The organism is Streptomyces sp. NPDC002671, assembly GCF_053592475.1.
Window position 1 is genome coordinate 34,238 of sequence record NZ_JBSFVU010000035.1, and the last position, 16,945, is coordinate 51,182.

The following is a 16,945-nucleotide window of genomic DNA, read 5'->3' on the forward strand; positions in this document are numbered from 1 at the left end:
AAGGGCACCCACCGGAGTGGGTGCCCTTTGCGTCACACGTGGTCAGTTGCTGGAGACCGTCACCGTCTGGTCGTTCTTCAGCTCGTCCACCAGGGTCTTCACCTTCGCCTTGTCCCAGACGAGGTTGCCGCCGGTGGAGCCGGAGATCGGCATGTTCATCGACTTGCCGTCGCCGCTGCTGACGCCCTTCATCGCCCAGAACATGGACGCCAGGTCCCACAGGCTCATGTCCTTGTCGACGATGAGGGAGTCCAGGCCCGCGCCCATGGTCGGGTAGAACTTGAACGGGTTGAGGACCGTGCCCGGGGTGGCCACCTCGTGGGCCAGGGCCGACAGGAACTTCTGCTGGTTCTTGGTGCGCTGGAGGTCCGAGGCGGCGAAGGCGTGCCGGGTGCGGACGAAGGCCAGGGCCTGCGCGCCGTTCAGCGTCTGCTTGCCGGCCTTGAAGTCCGCGCCGGAGTACTTGTCCTTGAAGGCCTGGTCGATGTCGATGGTGACACCGCCGACCGCGTCCACGATGCCCGCGAAGCCCTGGAAGCCGATCTCCACGTAGTGGTCGATGTGCAGGCCGGTGTTGTACTCGATCGTGCGGACCAGCAGCGTGGGGCCGTCGTAGGCGTAGGCCGCGTTCAGCTTGTTCGGGCCCATCGCGGGGCGGATCTTGCCGGACTCGGAGCCGCGGAACTGCGGGATCGTGACGTTCGAGTCACGCGGCAGCGAGATGAGGGTGTCGCCGTTGTCGCCGACGTGCAGGATCATCATCGAGTCGGTCCGCTTGCCCTGTGCGGAGCCGGTGTGCAGCTTCTTCTCGTCCGCCTTGGACATGCCCTCGCGGCTGTCCGAGCCGACGATCAGGTAGTTCGTGCCCTTGCCGGACTCCGGCCGGTCTATGACCTTGGACAGGTCGACCTCGCGGCGCAGCTTGGAGTCGGCCCAGAAGTACGTCGCCACCGATGTGACGATGAGCACGGTCACCAGCGTGAGCACGGCCCACTTGATGCGGCGGCGCCAGTTCGGGCGCGGCCGGTACTCCTGGAGGTGCGGGTCGTGGTCGTCGTCGTTGGGCACGAAGCCGCCGCCGGCCCGCCCGCCGGCGCCGTAGACCTGGCCCGTGTTGTAGCCGCTGTCGTAGCCGGGCTGCTCACCGTAGCCGGGCTGCTCGCCGTAGCCGCCGCCGTCGTCGTATCCCTGGCCGTCGGTGTACGACGGCTGCTGCGGAACCCCGGCGCCGTACGGCGGAGCCGCCGGGTTGCGCCGCACCTGGCGCATCACACGGGCGTTCTCCGGCTGCGCGCCGGCACTGCCGCGTCCGTAGCGCGGGCCGCGGTTGTCGTCGGACCATCCCTCGGGCCAGTCATTCATGCGCCCCAGTGTGCAGGGCAGGGCTGTGTGCCTTACAAGGGGCGTCGGGAAATAAGGTCGGGGCTGTTGCGAATCCGACACAAAGTCTGCTGAAAGTTTCTTCGGCATAAGGTGGAGGTCATGACAGACCTGGCCGCAGACGTGGATCCGGAGATTCCGGGCAAGCCGACATCAGCTTCACGCACCACCCTCAGTCACATCATGACCCACAACGACACCAACCTCCTGGGGACGGTGCACGGTGGTGTGATCATGAAGCTCGTCGACGACGCGGCAGGCGCGGTGGCCGGCCGGCACTCCGGCGGCCCGGCCGTCACCGCCTCCATGGACGAGATGGCCTTCCTGGATCCGATCCGCGTCGGCGACCTGGTCCATGTGAAGGCGCAGGTCAACTGGACCGGCCGGACCTCGATGGAGGTCGGGGTCCGCGTCCTCGCCGAGCGCTGGAACGAGTCCGCCCCGCCCACCCAGGTCGGCTCGGCCTACCTGGTCTTCACCGCCGTGGACTCCGACGGCAAGCCGCGCCGGGTGCCGCCGGTCCTCCCCGAGACCGAGCGCGACCGGCGCCGCTGCCAGGAGGCCCAGATCCGGCGCACCCACCGCCTGGCCCGCCGCCGCGCGATCCGCGAACTGCGCGAGAGGCGCGCGGCGGAGGGCATCGAGGACTGACTCCTCAGGGCCGGCGCCTCAGGTCCCCTGGGCTCCCGAGCAGGTCACCTCGTTGCCGCGCACAGGGGTTGGCTGCGGCTGCCCCGGGTCCTCGAAGCGGACGTTGCGTACGTCCTTGAAATCGGCCCCGGCGGTCACCTTCAGCATCGGCCCCTGGCCGGGCATCGCGTGCAGCTCGCTGCCGGGCAGGGCCGCGGCCAGGGAGCGGGCGGAGCGGTCCCAGCGGGGGTCGTAGAAGATCACCGTGCGCCGCACGTCGTGCTCGGCCGCGGTCACCGGCTGGTGGGTGGTGGCGAAGCCGGTCGCCGCGAGCGCCGCGTCCATCCGCTTGGCGAGCCCGGCCGTGCCGGTGCCGTTCGCCACCTGGACCCGGATCTGCTCCGGGTCCACCGGCACCGGCACCGGCACCGGCACCGGCGCCGGCGCCGGGCCGTGCCGCTCCGGGGCGGGCCGCGCAGGGCGGTCCACGGTGAGCGGCTTGTCGTCGCGCAGCGACCGGAACAGCTGGTCCGACTTGGCCTGGTCCCACTTCAGGGTCGAGCCGATGCCCTTGACCTGGTAGTCCATCTCCCCGATGGGCACGGTGGTGAACTCCGAAGAGGACGGGGAGAAGTTCCGCATGGCCCGGCCGAGGTCGAGCAGTTCGTCGGTGCCGAAGCCCTCGTCCGCGCGGACCGAGCCGAGCACCGCCCGGGTCACGTCCCGGAACCTGATCGGGTTCAGCAGCACCCCGGAGGAGGTGGCCCGCTCGATCAGCGCCGCCAGGAACCGCTGCTGCCGCTTCATCCGGCCCAGGTCGCTCGCCCCGTCGACATGCCGGGCCCGCACGTACTGGAGCGCCTGCCCGCCGCCCAGCATGTGCGTGCCGGGCGCGAGGTCGAGACCGGTGTACGCGTCCTTCAGCGGGGTCGGCGTGCAGACCTGGACCCCGCCGAGCACGTCCACGGTCTTCATGAAGCTGGTGAAGTCGACCTCCAGGTAGTGGTCGATCTTCAGATGGGTCATGCTCTCGACCGTGCGGACGGTCAGCTGGGGGCCGCCCTCGGCATAGGCCGCGTTCAGCTTGATCGGGTGCGGGCCGTGCTGCTGCCCCGTGGTCTCGTCGACGTGCGCCGGCACCTCGGCGTAGGAGTCGCGCGGCAGGCTCACCACGGTGGCCCGCTCCCGGTCCTCCGAGATGTGCACGATCATGACCGTGTCGGTGCAGTGACAGGGCGCCCCGCCCAGCCGGTACGCCTGCCGCTCCTGCTCGGTGATCTTGTCGCGGCCGTCGGTGCCGACCAGCAGGACGTTCATGCCGTGGCCCGCGACCGGCCGGTTCTTCATGTCCTTGAAGGCGTCGACCCGGGTGATGCCCGCGTCCAGGCTGCTGACCACCGCGTGCCCGATCCCGGCGGAGGCCAGCACCACCACGGACAGAGTGGTCACCGCCCGCATCGCCCAGCGGGGCCGCCGGTGCGGCCGGACGGACTTCACGGGCCGCTCGGGCGGGCGCGGCACACGGCGGGGCGGCTGCGGCCGGCGCTGCGGCGGCCTGGGGGTACCTCCCACGCTCTTGGCAGTGGGGGAGGGGGACCGAGGCGGGCTGGGCAAGGGCGACACCTCCGGACGAGGCCGTACGTGGGATCCGTGAGCACCGTAGGCCGATACGATCTCCAGCCCGCGTTCTCGCTCCGGCGGCGCGCACCGGTGTCCCCCATTCGCGGTAACGTGAGGCCCCTATGAACGCCAAGTCCGACGTGCGGTTCCCCGCTGTTTCTGTGATCATGCCCGTCCTCGACGAGGAGCGGCATCTGCGCGGAGCCGTCCAAGCGATCCTCGCGCAGGAGTACGCCGGCGAGATGGAGGTCGTGATCGCCCTCGGTCCGTCCACGGACCGTACGGACGAGATCGCCGCCGAGCTGGTCATGGAAGATCCGCGCGTGGTCACCGTCCCGAACCCCACCGGCCGGACCCCCGCAGCGCTGAACGCCGCGATCAAGGCCTCCCGGCACCCGATCGTGGTCCGCGTCGACGGCCACGGCATGCTCTCGCCGAACTACATCGCGACCGCCGTACGGCTCCTGGAGGAGACCGGCGCGCAGAACGTCGGCGGCATCATGCACGCCGAGGGCGAGAACGACTGGGAGCACGCGGTCGCCGCCGCGATGACCTCGAAGATCGGCGTCGGCAACGCGGCCTTCCACACGGGCGGTGAGGCCGGACCCGCCGAGACCGTCTACCTCGGCGTCTTCCGGCGCGAGGCCCTGGAGCAGCAGGGCGGCTACAACGAGGAGTTCATCCGCGCCCAGGACTGGGAGCTGAACTTCCGGATCAGGGAAGCGGGCGGGCTCATCTGGTTCTCGCCCGAGCTGAAGGTGTCGTACCGGCCCCGTCCCTCGGTGCGGGCGCTGGCCAAGCAGTACAAGAACTACGGCCGCTGGCGGCACGTCGTCGCCCGCTACCACTCCGGCTCCATCAACCTGCGCTATCTCGCCCCGCCGACGGCGGTGTGCGCGATAGCGGCGGGCCTCGTGGCGGGCGCGGCGCTGACCCCGCTGGGCTTCGTGATCCCCGGCGGCTACATAGCCGCGATCGCGCTGGGCTCGCTGCCCGCGGGCAAGGGCCTGCCGCTGAAGGCCCGGCTGCAGATCCCTGTCGCCCTCGCCACCATGCACATGTCCTGGGGCTGGGGCTTCCTGACGAGCCCGCGGTCCCTGGCGAAGAAGGTCATCGCCTCCCGCCGCCCGGCGGTGCTCAGCTCCGACTGAGCACCGCCGCAAGGCGTTTCACCACTGGTACGGCTTGTACACGTCCATGCACTTGGAGCTGTCCGAGCCGTTGATGGCGTCGGCGCCGCTCGGGATGTCGCCCGCCTTCGGCGGTGCCTGCCTGGGGTAGGCCGTGCCCGTGCGCCAGTCGGCGCCGACGACGACCGTGACCCCGGACACGTCGGTCGACCGCTTCACCGCGGTCGGCGGGATGCCCAGCGCCTTGGCCACCGCCTGGGCGTCGCCCTCCAGGTCCGCGCTGGGATAGCGCACGACCGTCGTGTCCTCGGACAGCGTCTCGGCGGTGTCGGCCGTCGCCCTGGCGTAGCCCTGCTGCGCGAGCGCCTGGGTGAGTTCCCGGGCCCGGCCGCTCACCGGTGCCTCCGTGTCGGTCCGGGTGGCGTTCTGGACCATGACGCCGAGCTGGTCCGGGGCGAGCGAGGGTGTCTTGCTCGGCGCGGTCTTGGGCGCGTCCTGCTTCGCGCCCGAACCCTTGCCGTGTTTGTCGAGCGGCACGTCGTCGCGGAGCATCTGCCACAGCCGGTCGGCGCCCGCCTGGTCCGGTACGACGTGCTCGCTGTTCTGCGGGTCGGGGACGTTGGGCATCGTCACCGACGTGATCCGGTCGGTCGGCACCGACTTCAGCTCCGTGCCCAGGTCGTACAGCTTCTTGACCGTGCCGATCTCCCGGGACACCGTCAGGGACTTGGTGGCCGCCTCGGCCAGGTCCATCAGCCGGCCCGCGTCGGTGAAGACGTTCTGGTGCTTCAGCGTGCGGATCATCGAGTTCAGGTACATGTGCTGGGCGCGGGCCCGCATCAGGTCGCTGCCCCAGGCGTGCCGGGTGCGCAGCCACTGCAGGGCCTGGACGCCCTTGACCTTGTGGCGCCCTGCCGTCAGCTTCAGCCCGGAGCCGCCGCGCTGGGCGGCCGTCGAGCGGTCCCACACGTTCTGGTTCACGCAGACCTCGACGCCGCCGATGGCGTCCGCCATGTTCACCACGCCCGCGAAGTCGATCGTCATCCAGTGGTCGATGTAGACCCCGGTGAGGTTCTGCCAGGTGGCCAGCGTGCAGCCGGCGCCGCCCCGGGCCAGCGTGGTGTTGATGATGTCGTGGGTCGGCGGATAGACCTTGCCGGTGTCGGGGTCCGTGCACCGCGGGATGTCGACCCGGGTGTCGCGGGGGATGCTCACCATCGCGGCGCTCTTGCGGTCCGCGGAGAGGTGGATGAGCATCTGCACGTCGCCGAGCGGCGGGCTGCCGCGGTCGTACTTGGCGCCGCCGAGCTTCACGTTCTCGTCGGAGTTACGGCTGTCGGAGCCGATCAGCAGGATGTTCAGCGGAGTCTGCCCCGCCGCGTTCGGCTGGGACTTCTGCGCCGAGGAGTCGCCGCTGCTGCGCTCGCCCTTGTGGATGTTGCCGTTCAGGTGCTCGTAGTAGAGGTAGCCGGCCGCGGCCGTGCCGAGTATCACCACCGCCAGGGTGGTTGCCGACCAGCGCAGCACCCGCCGCCTGCGCCGCCGCCGGTCGGTCTTCGAGCCGCCGCCCCGCCGCCCGCCGCCGTGGTGTCCGGGGCCGTCCGGTGCGGTCCGGGGCCGCGCCGTGAGCGGCATCGTGTCCTCGACCGCGGCGGCCTCCCCCCGCACTTCGCTCTGCGACAAAGCCTGCCCTCCCCAGCCTGCGCCAACGTGCAACGGGTCCGTCCCGCCCAGAGTTAGACGCGTGACGGACCCGTTGGGTTACCTATGAGGCCACTGAACCTTTCCGGCCCCGGGCCTTACGAGGCGCACTCGGCCTTGTCGGCCGTGGACTTGATGACCTTCGGAGGCTTGCGCGGAGCGGTCAGGGAGACCCCGGCGCCCTTGAAGTCCTTGCCCAGCGTCAGGGTAATCGCGGGCAGCCCCTGGGAGTTGGTCACGCTCTTGCCGGGCTTGAGCGCGGACCCCGGCAGCCCCATCAGGGCGGCCAGCTCACGTGCCTGGTCGGCTTGGTCCGGCGCGTACTCCAGGGTCGTCTTGGCCAGCGCTGCGGGCGCGTTGCCGTCGTTCTCCGACTTGAGCACGCCCTTGTCGTTCTGCAGCCATTGCAGGGTCGTCTGCGCGCTGCCGCCCACGGCGCCGCCGTTGAGGATGCGCACCCGCACCTCGGACGGCGCGGACTTCGGTCCCTTGAGCCGCGCGGCCTGGGCGTCCTTCTCCGCCTTCTCCTTCTTCTGCACGTCGGTGAAGGAGACGTCGTTCTTGATGGCGTCGAAGACCTCGGGTGCCAGATTGGGGTCGACGATGACCGTCTTGTGGACGACCCCGTCCGCGGGGTTGTCGATCACCGGCACCGTCACGAAGCTGATGTTCTTCGGCGGCACCTTCTTCAGCTCCATGGCGATGTTCTTGAGCGTGCCCACGGATTTGATGCCCTTGTCGACGGTGAGCGCATTGGTGGCCGCCTCCGCGAGCTTTATGAGCTTGGTCGGGCTGGTGAGGGTGTCGCTGGAGGACATCTTGCGCATCAGCGAGCCCATGAACTGCTGCTGCGCCTTGATCCGGTCCAGGTCGCCGTGGTTGCCGAAACTGTGCCGGGTGCGCACGAACGCCAGCGCCTGCTCGCCTTGGATCTTGTGCTCGCCGGCGGGCAGGTTCAGGTGGGAGTCCTTGTCGTTCACGGCGTGCGCGAGGCACACGTTGACGCCGCCGACCGCCGACGTCAGCGTCTTGACCGCGTTGAAGTCCACCATCATGAAGTGGTCGGGCTCGACGCCGGTGACCGCCTTCACCGTGCGCATGGTGCAGCCGGGGTCCCGGCCCTCCTGGCCCAGGCTGGTGTTGAAGCGGGAGTTCGCGGAGCCCGGGATGACCTTCACGGTGTCGTCGGGCTGCTTGGTCTTGCAGTCCGGCACGTTCACGATCAGGTCGCGCGGGATGCTCAGCGCGGTCGCGTTCGTACGGTCCTTGGAGACGTGCAGCAGGATGTTGGTGTCGGCGTGCCCGACGCTGCCCTTGTCGCCGTAGCCCTCGTTGCCCGTGCCGGTGCGCTTGTCGGTGCCGATGATCAGGATGTTGAAGGCGGCGTCCTTGTCGAAGCCGTCCTTGGCCGCGTCACCGACATCGGTCGCGGTGACGTTTCCCTCCAGGTGCTTGAGGTAGAGGTAGCCGGCCGTGCCGACGGCGACCAGGACGAACGCCGTGCCGCCGGCGGTCCACGCCAGCACCTTCTTGACCTTCGACCCCTTCTTCACCGGCCGCCGGCTCCGCCGCCCCTGCGGCGGCTCGGGCTCGGCGCTCCGGCGGCGGCGCGGTCCCGGCACGTCCGCGCTGCGCGTCGCCTGCCGCGGCTCGCGCGGGTGGCCCGCCGCCTCGTCGTCACGACGGCCCGCCGCCTCGTCGCCACGGCGGCGCGGCGCACCGCCCGGGCCCCGGGAGGAAGATCTCCGGGGCCTCGGGACCGATGACTGCGGAGCGGAACTGTTCAGTCGCAGTTCGTATTCTCCGGTGTTCGGATTGAGCACCCACTGGTCTGCGGGGTCGATGTTCTCCGCCCGCCCACGGCCTTGCGCGTCCACGGTTGTCCGAATCCTCCGTCGGGGCCACGCGGCGCCTCTCCCCCCAGAAGGCGCTCGGGTCTCGGTGAATCAGTGCACGACCCCAGGACGGACCTCGTGGCCTGGTGCACCGGATCGCTCACACTATCCGCCCAGTTCAGCGTCAAGCGACGCCGGTGACAAATTCCACGTCCCTACAACTGGGCAATCCCGCCCATTTTTCTGGACAGAAGTTCGTCGCTCTTGCGTACCTCTTACTCGCAGGTGTGCTCGGCGGCGGTGTTCCCGCTGAAGGTGGGTGCGGGCGAGGGGCGGTCGGAGGGGCCGGTGGAGGGGTCTGCGGAAGCCCCGTTGCCGTGCTCCCGTTGTGCGAGACCTTGCCGTGAAATGTCCGGCTGTGGCTGATCCTGTCGCGGCACGTGCGCCGCCACCGCCACCGGCTGGTCCGCCCGCAGCCGGGCGAAGAGCTTCTCCGCCTCCGGCTCCACGAGCTGGTCGCGGTTGGCGTCGTAGACGTACGACTCCCGCGGCACGGTCAGGAACTGCACATGTTCGGTGGGAATGTTGCGCAGCCCGCGGACCAACTGGTACAAACCGCGCAGACTTGCCAATTCCGGATCGGTGGTGAGCGAGGAGGTCGCCGCGTCCAGCACCGGATACAGCTTCACCGGATTCAGCAGGACGTCGTTGCTCTGCACCTTGCTGACGAGCGCCGCGAGAAAGCGTTGCTGCCGCTCCATCCGCTCGGTGTCACTGCCGTCACCGAGCGACTTGCGCGCCCGCACATAGCCGAGGGCCTGCTCGCCGTCGAGCTCCACCTTGCCCGCGGGCAGCTTCAGCCGGGCCGCCCTGTCGTCGATGGGCTCCTTCAGGCACACCTGCACCCCGTCGACGGCGTCGACCATGTCCTTGAACCCGCTGAAGTCCACCACCACGTGATGGTCGACCCGGATGTCCGTCAGCTTCTCGACGGTACGGATGGTGCACGCCGAACCGCCCACCTGGAAGGCGTGGTTGAACATCGCGAACACCGGCTCGCTGCGACTGCCGTCGGCCCGCAGGCACTCCGGTATGTCCACCATCAGGTCCCGGGGCAGGGACACGGCGGTGGCGCTGCGCCGGTCGGCGGCCAGGTGCAGCAGGATCGTCGTGTCCGACCGCTCACTGCCCAGGTCCCGCCCGTACTTCCCGTTGCCGTCCCCGGCCCGCGTGTCGGACCCGATCAGCAGGATGTTCTGCGCGTCCCGCACCAGTGCGGTGGGCCGCTCACGCTCGTAGCGGGCGAGTTCGCGGGCGGCGGCTTCATCGGCGGTGATGTTGGCGTTGAGCTTGGCGTACAGGGCCCACCCGACCCCACCGGCGCCGACGACGAGTACGGCCACGGCGAGGGCCGCACCTTTCACCAGCCGCCGCCGACGCCGCCGTACGAGCCCGGCCCCGGTCGCGGAGGCCCCGGGCCCCGGGCCGAGGGGCCTGGCCTTGCCAACGGTGCCGCTCACGGGCGGGCCACCCCCTCATGGCGTACGAGCGTTGTGTCCTGCTCTTACGACGATGGCGGGGGAGGGGTCCCGGGGGCGCCCGTTGTTACTCCGATCGGGGGACGGCAGCCGACCTCAGCGGCGAACCGCGGTCACCCTCTCACTCTCGATCCGCTTGGCGAGACCTTCCTCGTCCAGCCGATCGAGATGACGGCACAGCACCACGGAACCGCCGGTGGCGAGCGGCGCGTACAGCCCCGCGCTCAGCCCCTCCCACGTGTCGTACGACAGCCCGGACAGCAGCCGGGACCCGGGCCCCGTCAGATCCAGCGAAGGCGCGTCCCCCAGGGCCCGCTCCACGACTTCGGCCCCGCTGAACTCGGCGCCCGCGACGATCAGCGCCGGCTCCTCCGGGTCCACCGGCGCGAACGGCACGAACCGGTCACCCTGGCCGGGCACTTCCACGGCGTAGTCGACGAAGCCGGCCGGTGGCTGCGGGAACCGCCCGCCCAACGGCCGCAGCGCGAGCGCCACCCGCTCCCCGGGGCAGGCCAGCGCCGCGTCCAGCGAGTCCGGCCCGCTGACGACCACGTCGGCCGCGGCGGGATCCCCGGCGACATCGGCCACCGCCCCCACCGACGCACAGGCGAGCAGCCACACCGTCGTCTGCCAGTGCGCGGGCAGCAGCAGCGCGACCCGGTCGCCGGGCCCGGCGTTGAGGTCGCCCTGAAGGAGGTTCGCGGTCTTGGCCACCCAATTGGCGAAGGTGGCGACGGACAGTTCGACGCGCTCGCCCGTGGCGTCGTCGTAGAAGGTCACCAACGGGCGGCCGGGGTCCCCGGCGAGCGCGGAAGTCAGCAGGTCGGCGGGGGTGCGATCGGTGGCGTTCACCCGGGACAGGGTACGCGCGGGCCGCTCCGCGCACCGAGCGGCGGGGCCACCGGTTCGGCGGAACGGTTCCCGACGGTCCGTCAGTTCATCGTTGGACAGATTTAAATGACTATGTCCAGGATCAGCGCTATGCGAGCATTTCTCACTTCTTCGATCGGTGTCTCCTCGGTCGGCCTCACGTGCGCGGCGGCCCTCGCCCTCCCGTTGACCCTGCCCGCGCGGGCGGCGTCGGCGTCTGCGGGCCTGGCCGCCGTCACCGCCGAGGCCGCGGTCCCTGGCCGCACCCAGTCGCTGCCCCTCCTCCCCCTCTCCCGGACACGCGGCTTCGGCGCGGCTGCGCAAGTGGCCGCGGAACAGGGCCTGTACCGCGCCGCGATCAACCGCTTCTCGCTGGTCGGAGTCGTCTGGGACGACCCGGACGCCGAGCTGCACGGCCGCGTCCAGGTGCGCACCCGGTCCACCGCGACGAAGAAGTGGTCCGGCTGGCAGAAGGTCGAGACGCACTACGCGGACGACGGCGTCGACCCGGGCTCGGCGGAACGCTCCTCGGGCAGGGTGCGCGGGGCGACCGCACCGCTGTGGACGGGCGACTCGAACGGCGTGGACATCCGGGTGCGCCTGGACGCGGAGACGGTCCGGGCGGCCGGCGGACGAAGCGCTGGCGGCGACCGGGGCAGCGGTACCGGCGGAGTGCACTGGTCGCTGCCGTCCGGGCTGCGGCTGGAACTCGTCGACCCGGGGCGCCAGGCGCCGCGGCAGGGCCCATCGGCCGACGTGCCGCGCCTCGGCACCGGCACGGTCACCGGCATCGACAACGAAGCGGCGACCGCGGCCTCCGCCGTCAACACCGACCTCGCCCGCCTCGGCGCCTCCGAGATCCCGGCGCTGGGCAGGAGCGCCACCGAGCGGGAACTCGCCCGGCTCCGGCGTGGCTTGGGGGTGGAGCCGAACCCGCGGGCGAAGCCGTACATCGGTCCGCGCCCGCGGATCGTCACGCGGCGCGGCTGGGGCGCGGACGAGTCACTGCGCGGGCGTGGGTTCGTCTACACGAAGAAGGTCAAGGCGGCCTTCGTGCACCACACCGCCTCGGGCAACAAGTACAGGTGTTCGCAGGCGCCGTCCGTCATCCGCGGTATCTACCGCTACCACGTGCGGAGCATGGGCTGGCGGGACATCGGCTACAACTTCCTCGTCGACAAGTGCGGAACCACCTACGAGGGCCGGGCCGGGGGCGTGGCGAAGGCGGTCATGGGCGCCCACACCCGCGGGTTCAACACCAACAGCATGGGCATCGCCGTGATCGGCACCTACGGCTCCACCAAGCCGTCCGCCGCTGCCGTGAAGGCCATCGCCAAGCTGACGGCGTGGAAGCTCGGTCTCTACAGGGCCGATCCGCGCGGCAAGACATATCTGACCTCGGGCGGTGGCAATCTCTTCCCCAAGGGTAAGAAGGTGCGACTGAACGTGATCTCTGGCCATAGGGACGGATTCGCCACGGAGTGCCCGGGCAGGCGGCTCTACGCCAAGCTCGGCTCGGCCCGTTCCAGTGCGGCGCACTACCAGGGGCGATGAGATGCATACACTGGCCGGCCGAAACGTGTAGTTCGGCCGGTCCCGGCAGGAAGCAGAGACGACAGGTGACAGAAGCGATCCTCCTGGTCGGCGGCAAAGGCACCCGGCTGCGCCCGCTCACGGTGCACACGCCCAAGCCGATGGTCCGGGCGGCCGGAGTGCCGTTCCTCACGCACCAGCTGGCGCGGGCGAAGGCCGCGGGCGTGGACCACATCGTGCTCGCCACGAGCTATCTGGCGGAGGTCTTCGAACCGTACTTCGGCGACGGCTCCGCGCTCGGCCTGCACCTCGAGTACGTCACCGAGGAGGAGCCGCTCGGCACGGGCGGCGCGATCCGCAACGTGGCCTCCCGTCTGCACTCCGGCCCGGAGGACCCGGTACTGGTCTTCAACGGCGACATCCTGACGGGTCTGGACATCAGGGCGCTCGTCGGCACCCACGAGTCGACGGGCGCGGACGTGTCGCTGCACCTCACCCAGGTGACGGACCCGCGCGCCTACGGCCTGGTCCCCACGGACCCGACGGGCAGGGTCCTGGCCTTCCTGGAGAAGCCCCAGACCCCGGAGGAGATCGTCACCGACCAGATCAACGCGGGGGCGTACGTCTTCCGCCGCTCGGTCATCGACACGATCCCGGCGGGCCGTCCGGTCTCGGTGGAACGCGAGACGTTCCCGGACCTCCTCGCCGCCGGAGCCCACCTACAGGGCATGGTCGACTCCACGTACTGGCTGGACCTGGGCACCCCCGCGGCCTTCGTCCGCGGCTCGGCGGACCTGGTCCTGGGCCGGGCCCCGTCCCCCGCGGTCCCGGGCCGCTGCGGCGACCGGCTGGTCCTCCCCACCGCTCGGGTCGCCCCGGACGCCAAGCTGACGGGCGGCACGGTGGTCGGCGAGGGCGCGTTCGTCGCCGAAGGCGCGCGCGTCTCCGGCTCCACGATCCTCCCCGGCGCCGTCATCGAACCCGGCGCGGTCATCACCGACTCCCTCATCGGCACCCGCGCCCGCATCGGCGAACGCTCCATCCTCACCGGCACGGTCATCGGCGACGGTGCGGTCGTCGGTCCCGACAACGAGCTGCTCGAGGGAGCCAGGGTCTGGTGCGACGCCCGAATCCCCGCGGGCGCGCTCCGCTTCTCTTCGGACCAGTGACGGCGCGCTCCTGAGAAGCCGCAGCGGCACCCCGCAAGCGCGGGTAAGCGAAAACCCCGCCCGGCCCGCTGCGGCGCACGGCACCTTGCCGGCGCCGCTGAGCGAACCGTCCGCCCAGCTGCAGCCGACGGCACGTCAGAGCAACCCGATGTCCACCTTCGGCATCTTCGGCGCCCGCCGCGCCGGCACGCGCCCGCTCAGCAGGATCAACCGGGCCGCCCGATGCCGCTGCCCGGCATACGGCTCGAGCAGGCGCAGCATCTCCGTATCGTCGGCATCCCGATCCCCCGCCAACGCCCACCCCACGATCCCCGGCAGATGCAGATCCCCGACGGTCACCGCGTCCGCCGCTCCCAGGCTCCGCTGCACGACCTCCGCCGACGTCCACGGCCCGATCCCCGGTACGACCTCCAACCGCGCCTGGGCCTCAGGCGCCGGCATCCCCACCGCCTGCTCCAGCCGCGCAGCGACCCGTACGGCCCGCAGAATCGTCGAGGCCCGCTTGTCGTCGACCCCCGCCCGGTGCCACTCCCAGGAGGGAATCAGCGCCCAGGTCCGCGGCGCCGGCATCACGAACATCGGCCGCTCGCCCGCGCCCGCGGGCCCCGGCGCCGGCTCCCCGAACTTCCGTACCAGCAGCCGCCACGCCCGGTACGCCTCGTCGGTCGTGACCTTCTGCTCCAGGACCGACGGAATCAGCGACTCCATCACCAGCCCGGTCCGCGTCAGCCGCAGCCCCGGCCGCCGGTGCCGCGCGAGGGCCACCACCCGGTGCCGGGGCTCGAACGCGTCCGGGTCGTCGGCCGCGCCGAGCAGCTCCGGGAGCTGCTCCAGCAGCCAGTCGGCTCCGGGCCCCCACGCCTCCGCGCGCACCTCACCGCCGTACGCGCACACCCGCAGCGTCCCCGGCCCGGCGGGCGTACGGCTGGCCCGCCACACGGAGCCGTCCCGCTGGGCCCGGAACGTCGGGTCGGCGGGCCCGCGCCGCAGCGGGCCGAGGACCAGGCCGAGGTCGAGCGGCCCGTCCGGCCTCCACCGGCGCACCCGCGCAGGAGAGACCGCCTGCCGCGGCACCCCGCCGCCGGGCACGACGACATGGCCACCGCGCACGGTCGTACGTGTGGGGCGCTGCGGAAAACGTCCTGCCACGAGAGGTCCTAAAAATGCTGGGGCTGTCCTACGAGACTAGGCGGTCGCACGGGTGCCGTACGCGGAACGCACGGCACCGCGAACTCACCGCACCTCGATGAAGCCGCCCGCGTCCCGCTCCGGCCGAGGTCTCGGCTCCTCCGCCGGGTGTCCGATCGCCACCGCGCCCATCGGGTCCCAGTGCGCGGGCAGATCGAGCACCTCGCGCACCACGTCCCGGCAGAACATCGTGGACGACACCCAGGCCGAGCCCAGCCGCTCCCCGGCCAGCGCGACCAGGAAGTTCTGCACGCCCGCGCCGGCGGCGACCACGAACATCTCCCGCTCCGCTCCGTCCCGCCGCGCGTCCCCGTAGTGGTGCGAGCCGTCCATGACGAGGCAGGGCACGGCCAGAGAAGGCGCGTTGCGCAGGACGTCGCCGCGGCGGACGCGCCGGGCGATGGACTCCTCGCTCCTGCCGTCCCCGCGCAGGTCGGCGATCCAGGCGTCGCGCATCGCGTCGAGCAGCCGGGTGCGCGACTCCTGCGACTCCAGCAGGACGAACCGCCACGGGGTGGTGTGGTGCGGCGCGGGCGCGGTCACCGCGGCGGCCACCGCGCGGCGCACCGCGCCGGGGTCCACGGGCTCGTCGGTGAAGGCCCGCACGGTGCGCCGCAGGGTCACCGCCTCCCGGACCGCCTCCGAGGTGCCGAGCCGGAACATGTCGTCGCGCGCGTCGCGCACCAGCGCCCGCGCCCCCGTGTCGGCGCCGTCGTCCTCCGCCGGGGTCAGCACGTGCGGCAGCCCGCGCACCACGGCGACCGGCCGCCCGTCCGCCTTGCCCTTGACCAGCTCACCGGCGGCGGCCAGTTCGTCGGCCGTTGCCACGACGGTCGCACTCAGCGGGTTGCCGTGCGCGTCCGTGCCGCCGCGCAGGTCGTCCAGCACGCGCACCCCGGCGGCGCCGATCGCGACGTCCGTGAGCCCCGCGCGCCAGGGTCGCCCGAAGGTGTCGGTGATGACGACACCGACGTTGACGCGGAGCGTGTCGCGCAGGCCGTCACGGATCGCACGCGCGGACGCGTCCGGGTCCTCGGGCAGCAACAGCACGGTCCCGGCAAGGGTGTTGGAGGCGTCGACCCCGGCGGCGGCCATGACCAGTCCCTGCCGGTTCTCCACGATGCGGAGCGGGCCGCGCCGGGCCACGACCCGGACCGTCTCGGCGTCGATGGCCGCCTCCCGGTCGGCCGCCTCCACGATCCGGCCCTCGGCCTTGGACACGATCTTGGAGGTGACGATCAGCACGTCCCCGTCGGCCAGCCCCGGTTCGGCGCCGGCGATCAGCTTGGCCAGATCGTCGCCCGGCCGCACCTCGGGGAGCCCGGACAGGGCCCAGACCCGGTATCCGGGGCGCTCGTCCGCCGCCGCGCCGGTGGCTGCCTCGCTCACGCTCCCCGCACCTCCTCGGCCAGCGCCAGCGCCTCCCGCGCCATCTGCGCCGTCGCGTCCACGTCGGTCATCATCAGCGGTACGGCCCTGCAGCGGATCCCGTCCGCCTCGACGCTCGCGACGGTGTCCGCGTCCACCGTGTCGACCAGCCAGCCGTCCAGCAGGCCCGAGCCGTAGTGCTCGGCGACCGCGGCGGCCGTGGACTCCACGCCGACCGCGGCGAGCACCTTGTCGGCCATCCCGCGCACGGGTGCGTCGCCGACGATGGGGGACAGGCCCACCACGGGCACGCCCGCCTCCGCGATCGCCTCCCGGATGCCGGGTACGGCGAGGATCGTGCCGATGGAGACGACCGGGTTGGACGGCGGGAAGAGGACGACGTCCGCCTCGGCGATGGCCTCCAGGACGCCCGGCGCGGGCTTGGCCTGCTCGGCGCCGACCGGGACGACCGCCTCGGCCGGCACGGAGGCGCGCAGCCGTACCCAGTACTCCTGGAAGTGGACCGCCTTGCGCTCGCCGTCGACCTCGACGGCCACGTGCGTCTCGACGCGGTCGTCGGTCATGGGGATCAGCCGTACGCCCGGCTGCCACCGGTCGCACAGCGCTTCCGTCACCGCGCTGAGCGGATAACCGGCGCCCAGCATCTGCGTCCGCACGATGTGCGTGGCGAAGTCCCGGTCGCCGAGCCCGAACCAGTCCGGGCCGACGCCGTAGGCCGCCAGCTCCTCCTTGAGATGGAAACTCTCGTCGGTCCGCCCCCAGCCCTGCTCCTCGTTGATGCCGCCGCCGAGCGTGTACATCACCGTGTCGAGGTCCGGGCAGACCTTCAGCCCGAAGAGGTGGATGTCGTCGCCGGTGTTGCCGATCACGGTGATGTCCGCGTCGGGCACGGCCTGTTTCAGACCACGCAGGAACCGGGCACCGCCGATGCCGCCTGCCAGAACCACAATGCGCATGGCCCC

General features: G+C 71.5%; 13 protein-coding genes. 4 read left to right on the plus strand and 9 right to left on the minus strand.

The annotated features are described in order from the left end of the window. Positions 1-42: 42 nt before the first annotated feature. The gene (locus ACWD35_RS36740) at positions 43-1,362 is read right to left on the minus strand and encodes an LCP family protein (RefSeq protein WP_451355704.1); all 1,320 of its coding nucleotides are present in this window, start codon (positions 1,360-1,362) and stop codon (positions 43-45) included. 120 nt (positions 1,363-1,482) lie between these two features. Here ACWD35_RS36740 and ACWD35_RS36745 point away from each other — a divergent pair, with 120 nt between their 5' ends. After that, positions 1,483-2,031 (plus strand): acyl-CoA thioesterase, encoded by a 549-nt coding sequence (locus ACWD35_RS36745; protein ID WP_451355705.1) that lies wholly within the window; start codon positions 1,483-1,485, stop codon positions 2,029-2,031. A gap of 18 nt (positions 2,032-2,049) precedes the next feature. On the opposite strand, the gene ACWD35_RS36750 is transcribed toward ACWD35_RS36745, so the two are convergent. Beyond that, positions 2,050-3,624: an LCP family protein gene (locus tag ACWD35_RS36750; RefSeq protein WP_451355706.1), complete on the minus strand. Its 1,575-nt coding sequence runs from the start codon at positions 3,622-3,624 to the stop codon at positions 2,050-2,052. Between the two features lie 128 nt (positions 3,625-3,752). Between ACWD35_RS36750 and ACWD35_RS36755 the strand changes: the two genes are divergently transcribed. Then, a complete protein-coding gene (locus ACWD35_RS36755; protein ID WP_451355707.1) occupies positions 3,753-4,781 on the plus strand; it encodes a glycosyltransferase family 2 protein in 1,029 nt (342 codons plus the stop codon). Positions 4,782-4,799: 18 nt separating this feature from the next. Here ACWD35_RS36755 and ACWD35_RS36760 read toward each other — a convergent pair whose 3' ends face one another. From ACWD35_RS36760 to ACWD35_RS36775, 4 genes are all read right to left on the minus strand, one after another. Further along, a complete protein-coding gene (locus ACWD35_RS36760; protein ID WP_451355708.1) occupies positions 4,800-6,443 on the minus strand; it encodes an LCP family protein in 1,644 nt (547 codons plus the stop codon). Between the two features lie 116 nt (positions 6,444-6,559). After that, the gene (locus ACWD35_RS36765) at positions 6,560-8,338 is read right to left on the minus strand and encodes an LCP family glycopolymer transferase (protein ID WP_451355709.1); all 1,779 of its coding nucleotides are present in this window, start codon (positions 8,336-8,338) and stop codon (positions 6,560-6,562) included. 233 nt (positions 8,339-8,571) lie between these two features. Next, positions 8,572-9,816, minus strand: a complete 1,245-nt coding sequence (locus tag ACWD35_RS36770) for an LCP family protein (RefSeq protein ID WP_451355710.1) — start codon at positions 9,814-9,816, stop codon at positions 8,572-8,574. Positions 9,817-9,930: 114 nt separating this feature from the next. After that, complete coding sequence (locus ACWD35_RS36775; RefSeq protein WP_451355711.1) at positions 9,931-10,686, minus strand: TIGR03089 family protein; 756 nt, start codon at positions 10,684-10,686, stop codon at positions 9,931-9,933. A 129-nt stretch (positions 10,687-10,815) separates the two neighbouring features. Here ACWD35_RS36775 and ACWD35_RS36780 point away from each other — a divergent pair, with 129 nt between their 5' ends. Beyond that, positions 10,816-12,258: a peptidoglycan recognition protein family protein gene (locus tag ACWD35_RS36780; protein ID WP_451355712.1), complete on the plus strand. Its 1,443-nt coding sequence runs from the start codon at positions 10,816-10,818 to the stop codon at positions 12,256-12,258. Positions 12,259-12,323: 65 nt separating this feature from the next. Further along, positions 12,324-13,406 carry a sugar phosphate nucleotidyltransferase gene (locus tag ACWD35_RS36785; RefSeq protein ID WP_451355713.1) on the plus strand — a complete coding sequence of 361 codons (1,083 nt, stop codon included), beginning with the start codon at positions 12,324-12,326 and terminating at the stop codon, positions 13,404-13,406. A 135-nt stretch (positions 13,407-13,541) separates the two neighbouring features. Here the strand turns inward: ACWD35_RS36785 and ACWD35_RS36790 are convergent, their stop codons facing one another. From ACWD35_RS36790 to cofD, 3 genes are all read right to left on the minus strand, one after another. Next, on the minus strand, positions 13,542-14,555 hold the full coding sequence (locus tag ACWD35_RS36790; protein ID WP_451355714.1) for a DNA-3-methyladenine glycosylase family protein: 1,014 nt from the start codon (positions 14,553-14,555) through the stop codon (positions 13,542-13,544). 84 nt (positions 14,556-14,639) lie between these two features. Next, positions 14,640-15,983, minus strand: a complete 1,344-nt coding sequence (locus tag ACWD35_RS36795; protein ID WP_451355715.1) for a coenzyme F420-0:L-glutamate ligase — start codon at positions 15,981-15,983, stop codon at positions 14,640-14,642. After that, positions 15,980-16,939: a 2-phospho-L-lactate transferase gene (cofD, locus tag ACWD35_RS36800; protein WP_451355716.1), complete on the minus strand. Its 960-nt coding sequence runs from the start codon at positions 16,937-16,939 to the stop codon at positions 15,980-15,982. Before cofD ends, ACWD35_RS36795 begins: the two co-directional genes overlap by 4 nt. Between the last annotated feature and the right edge of the window lie 6 nt (positions 16,940-16,945).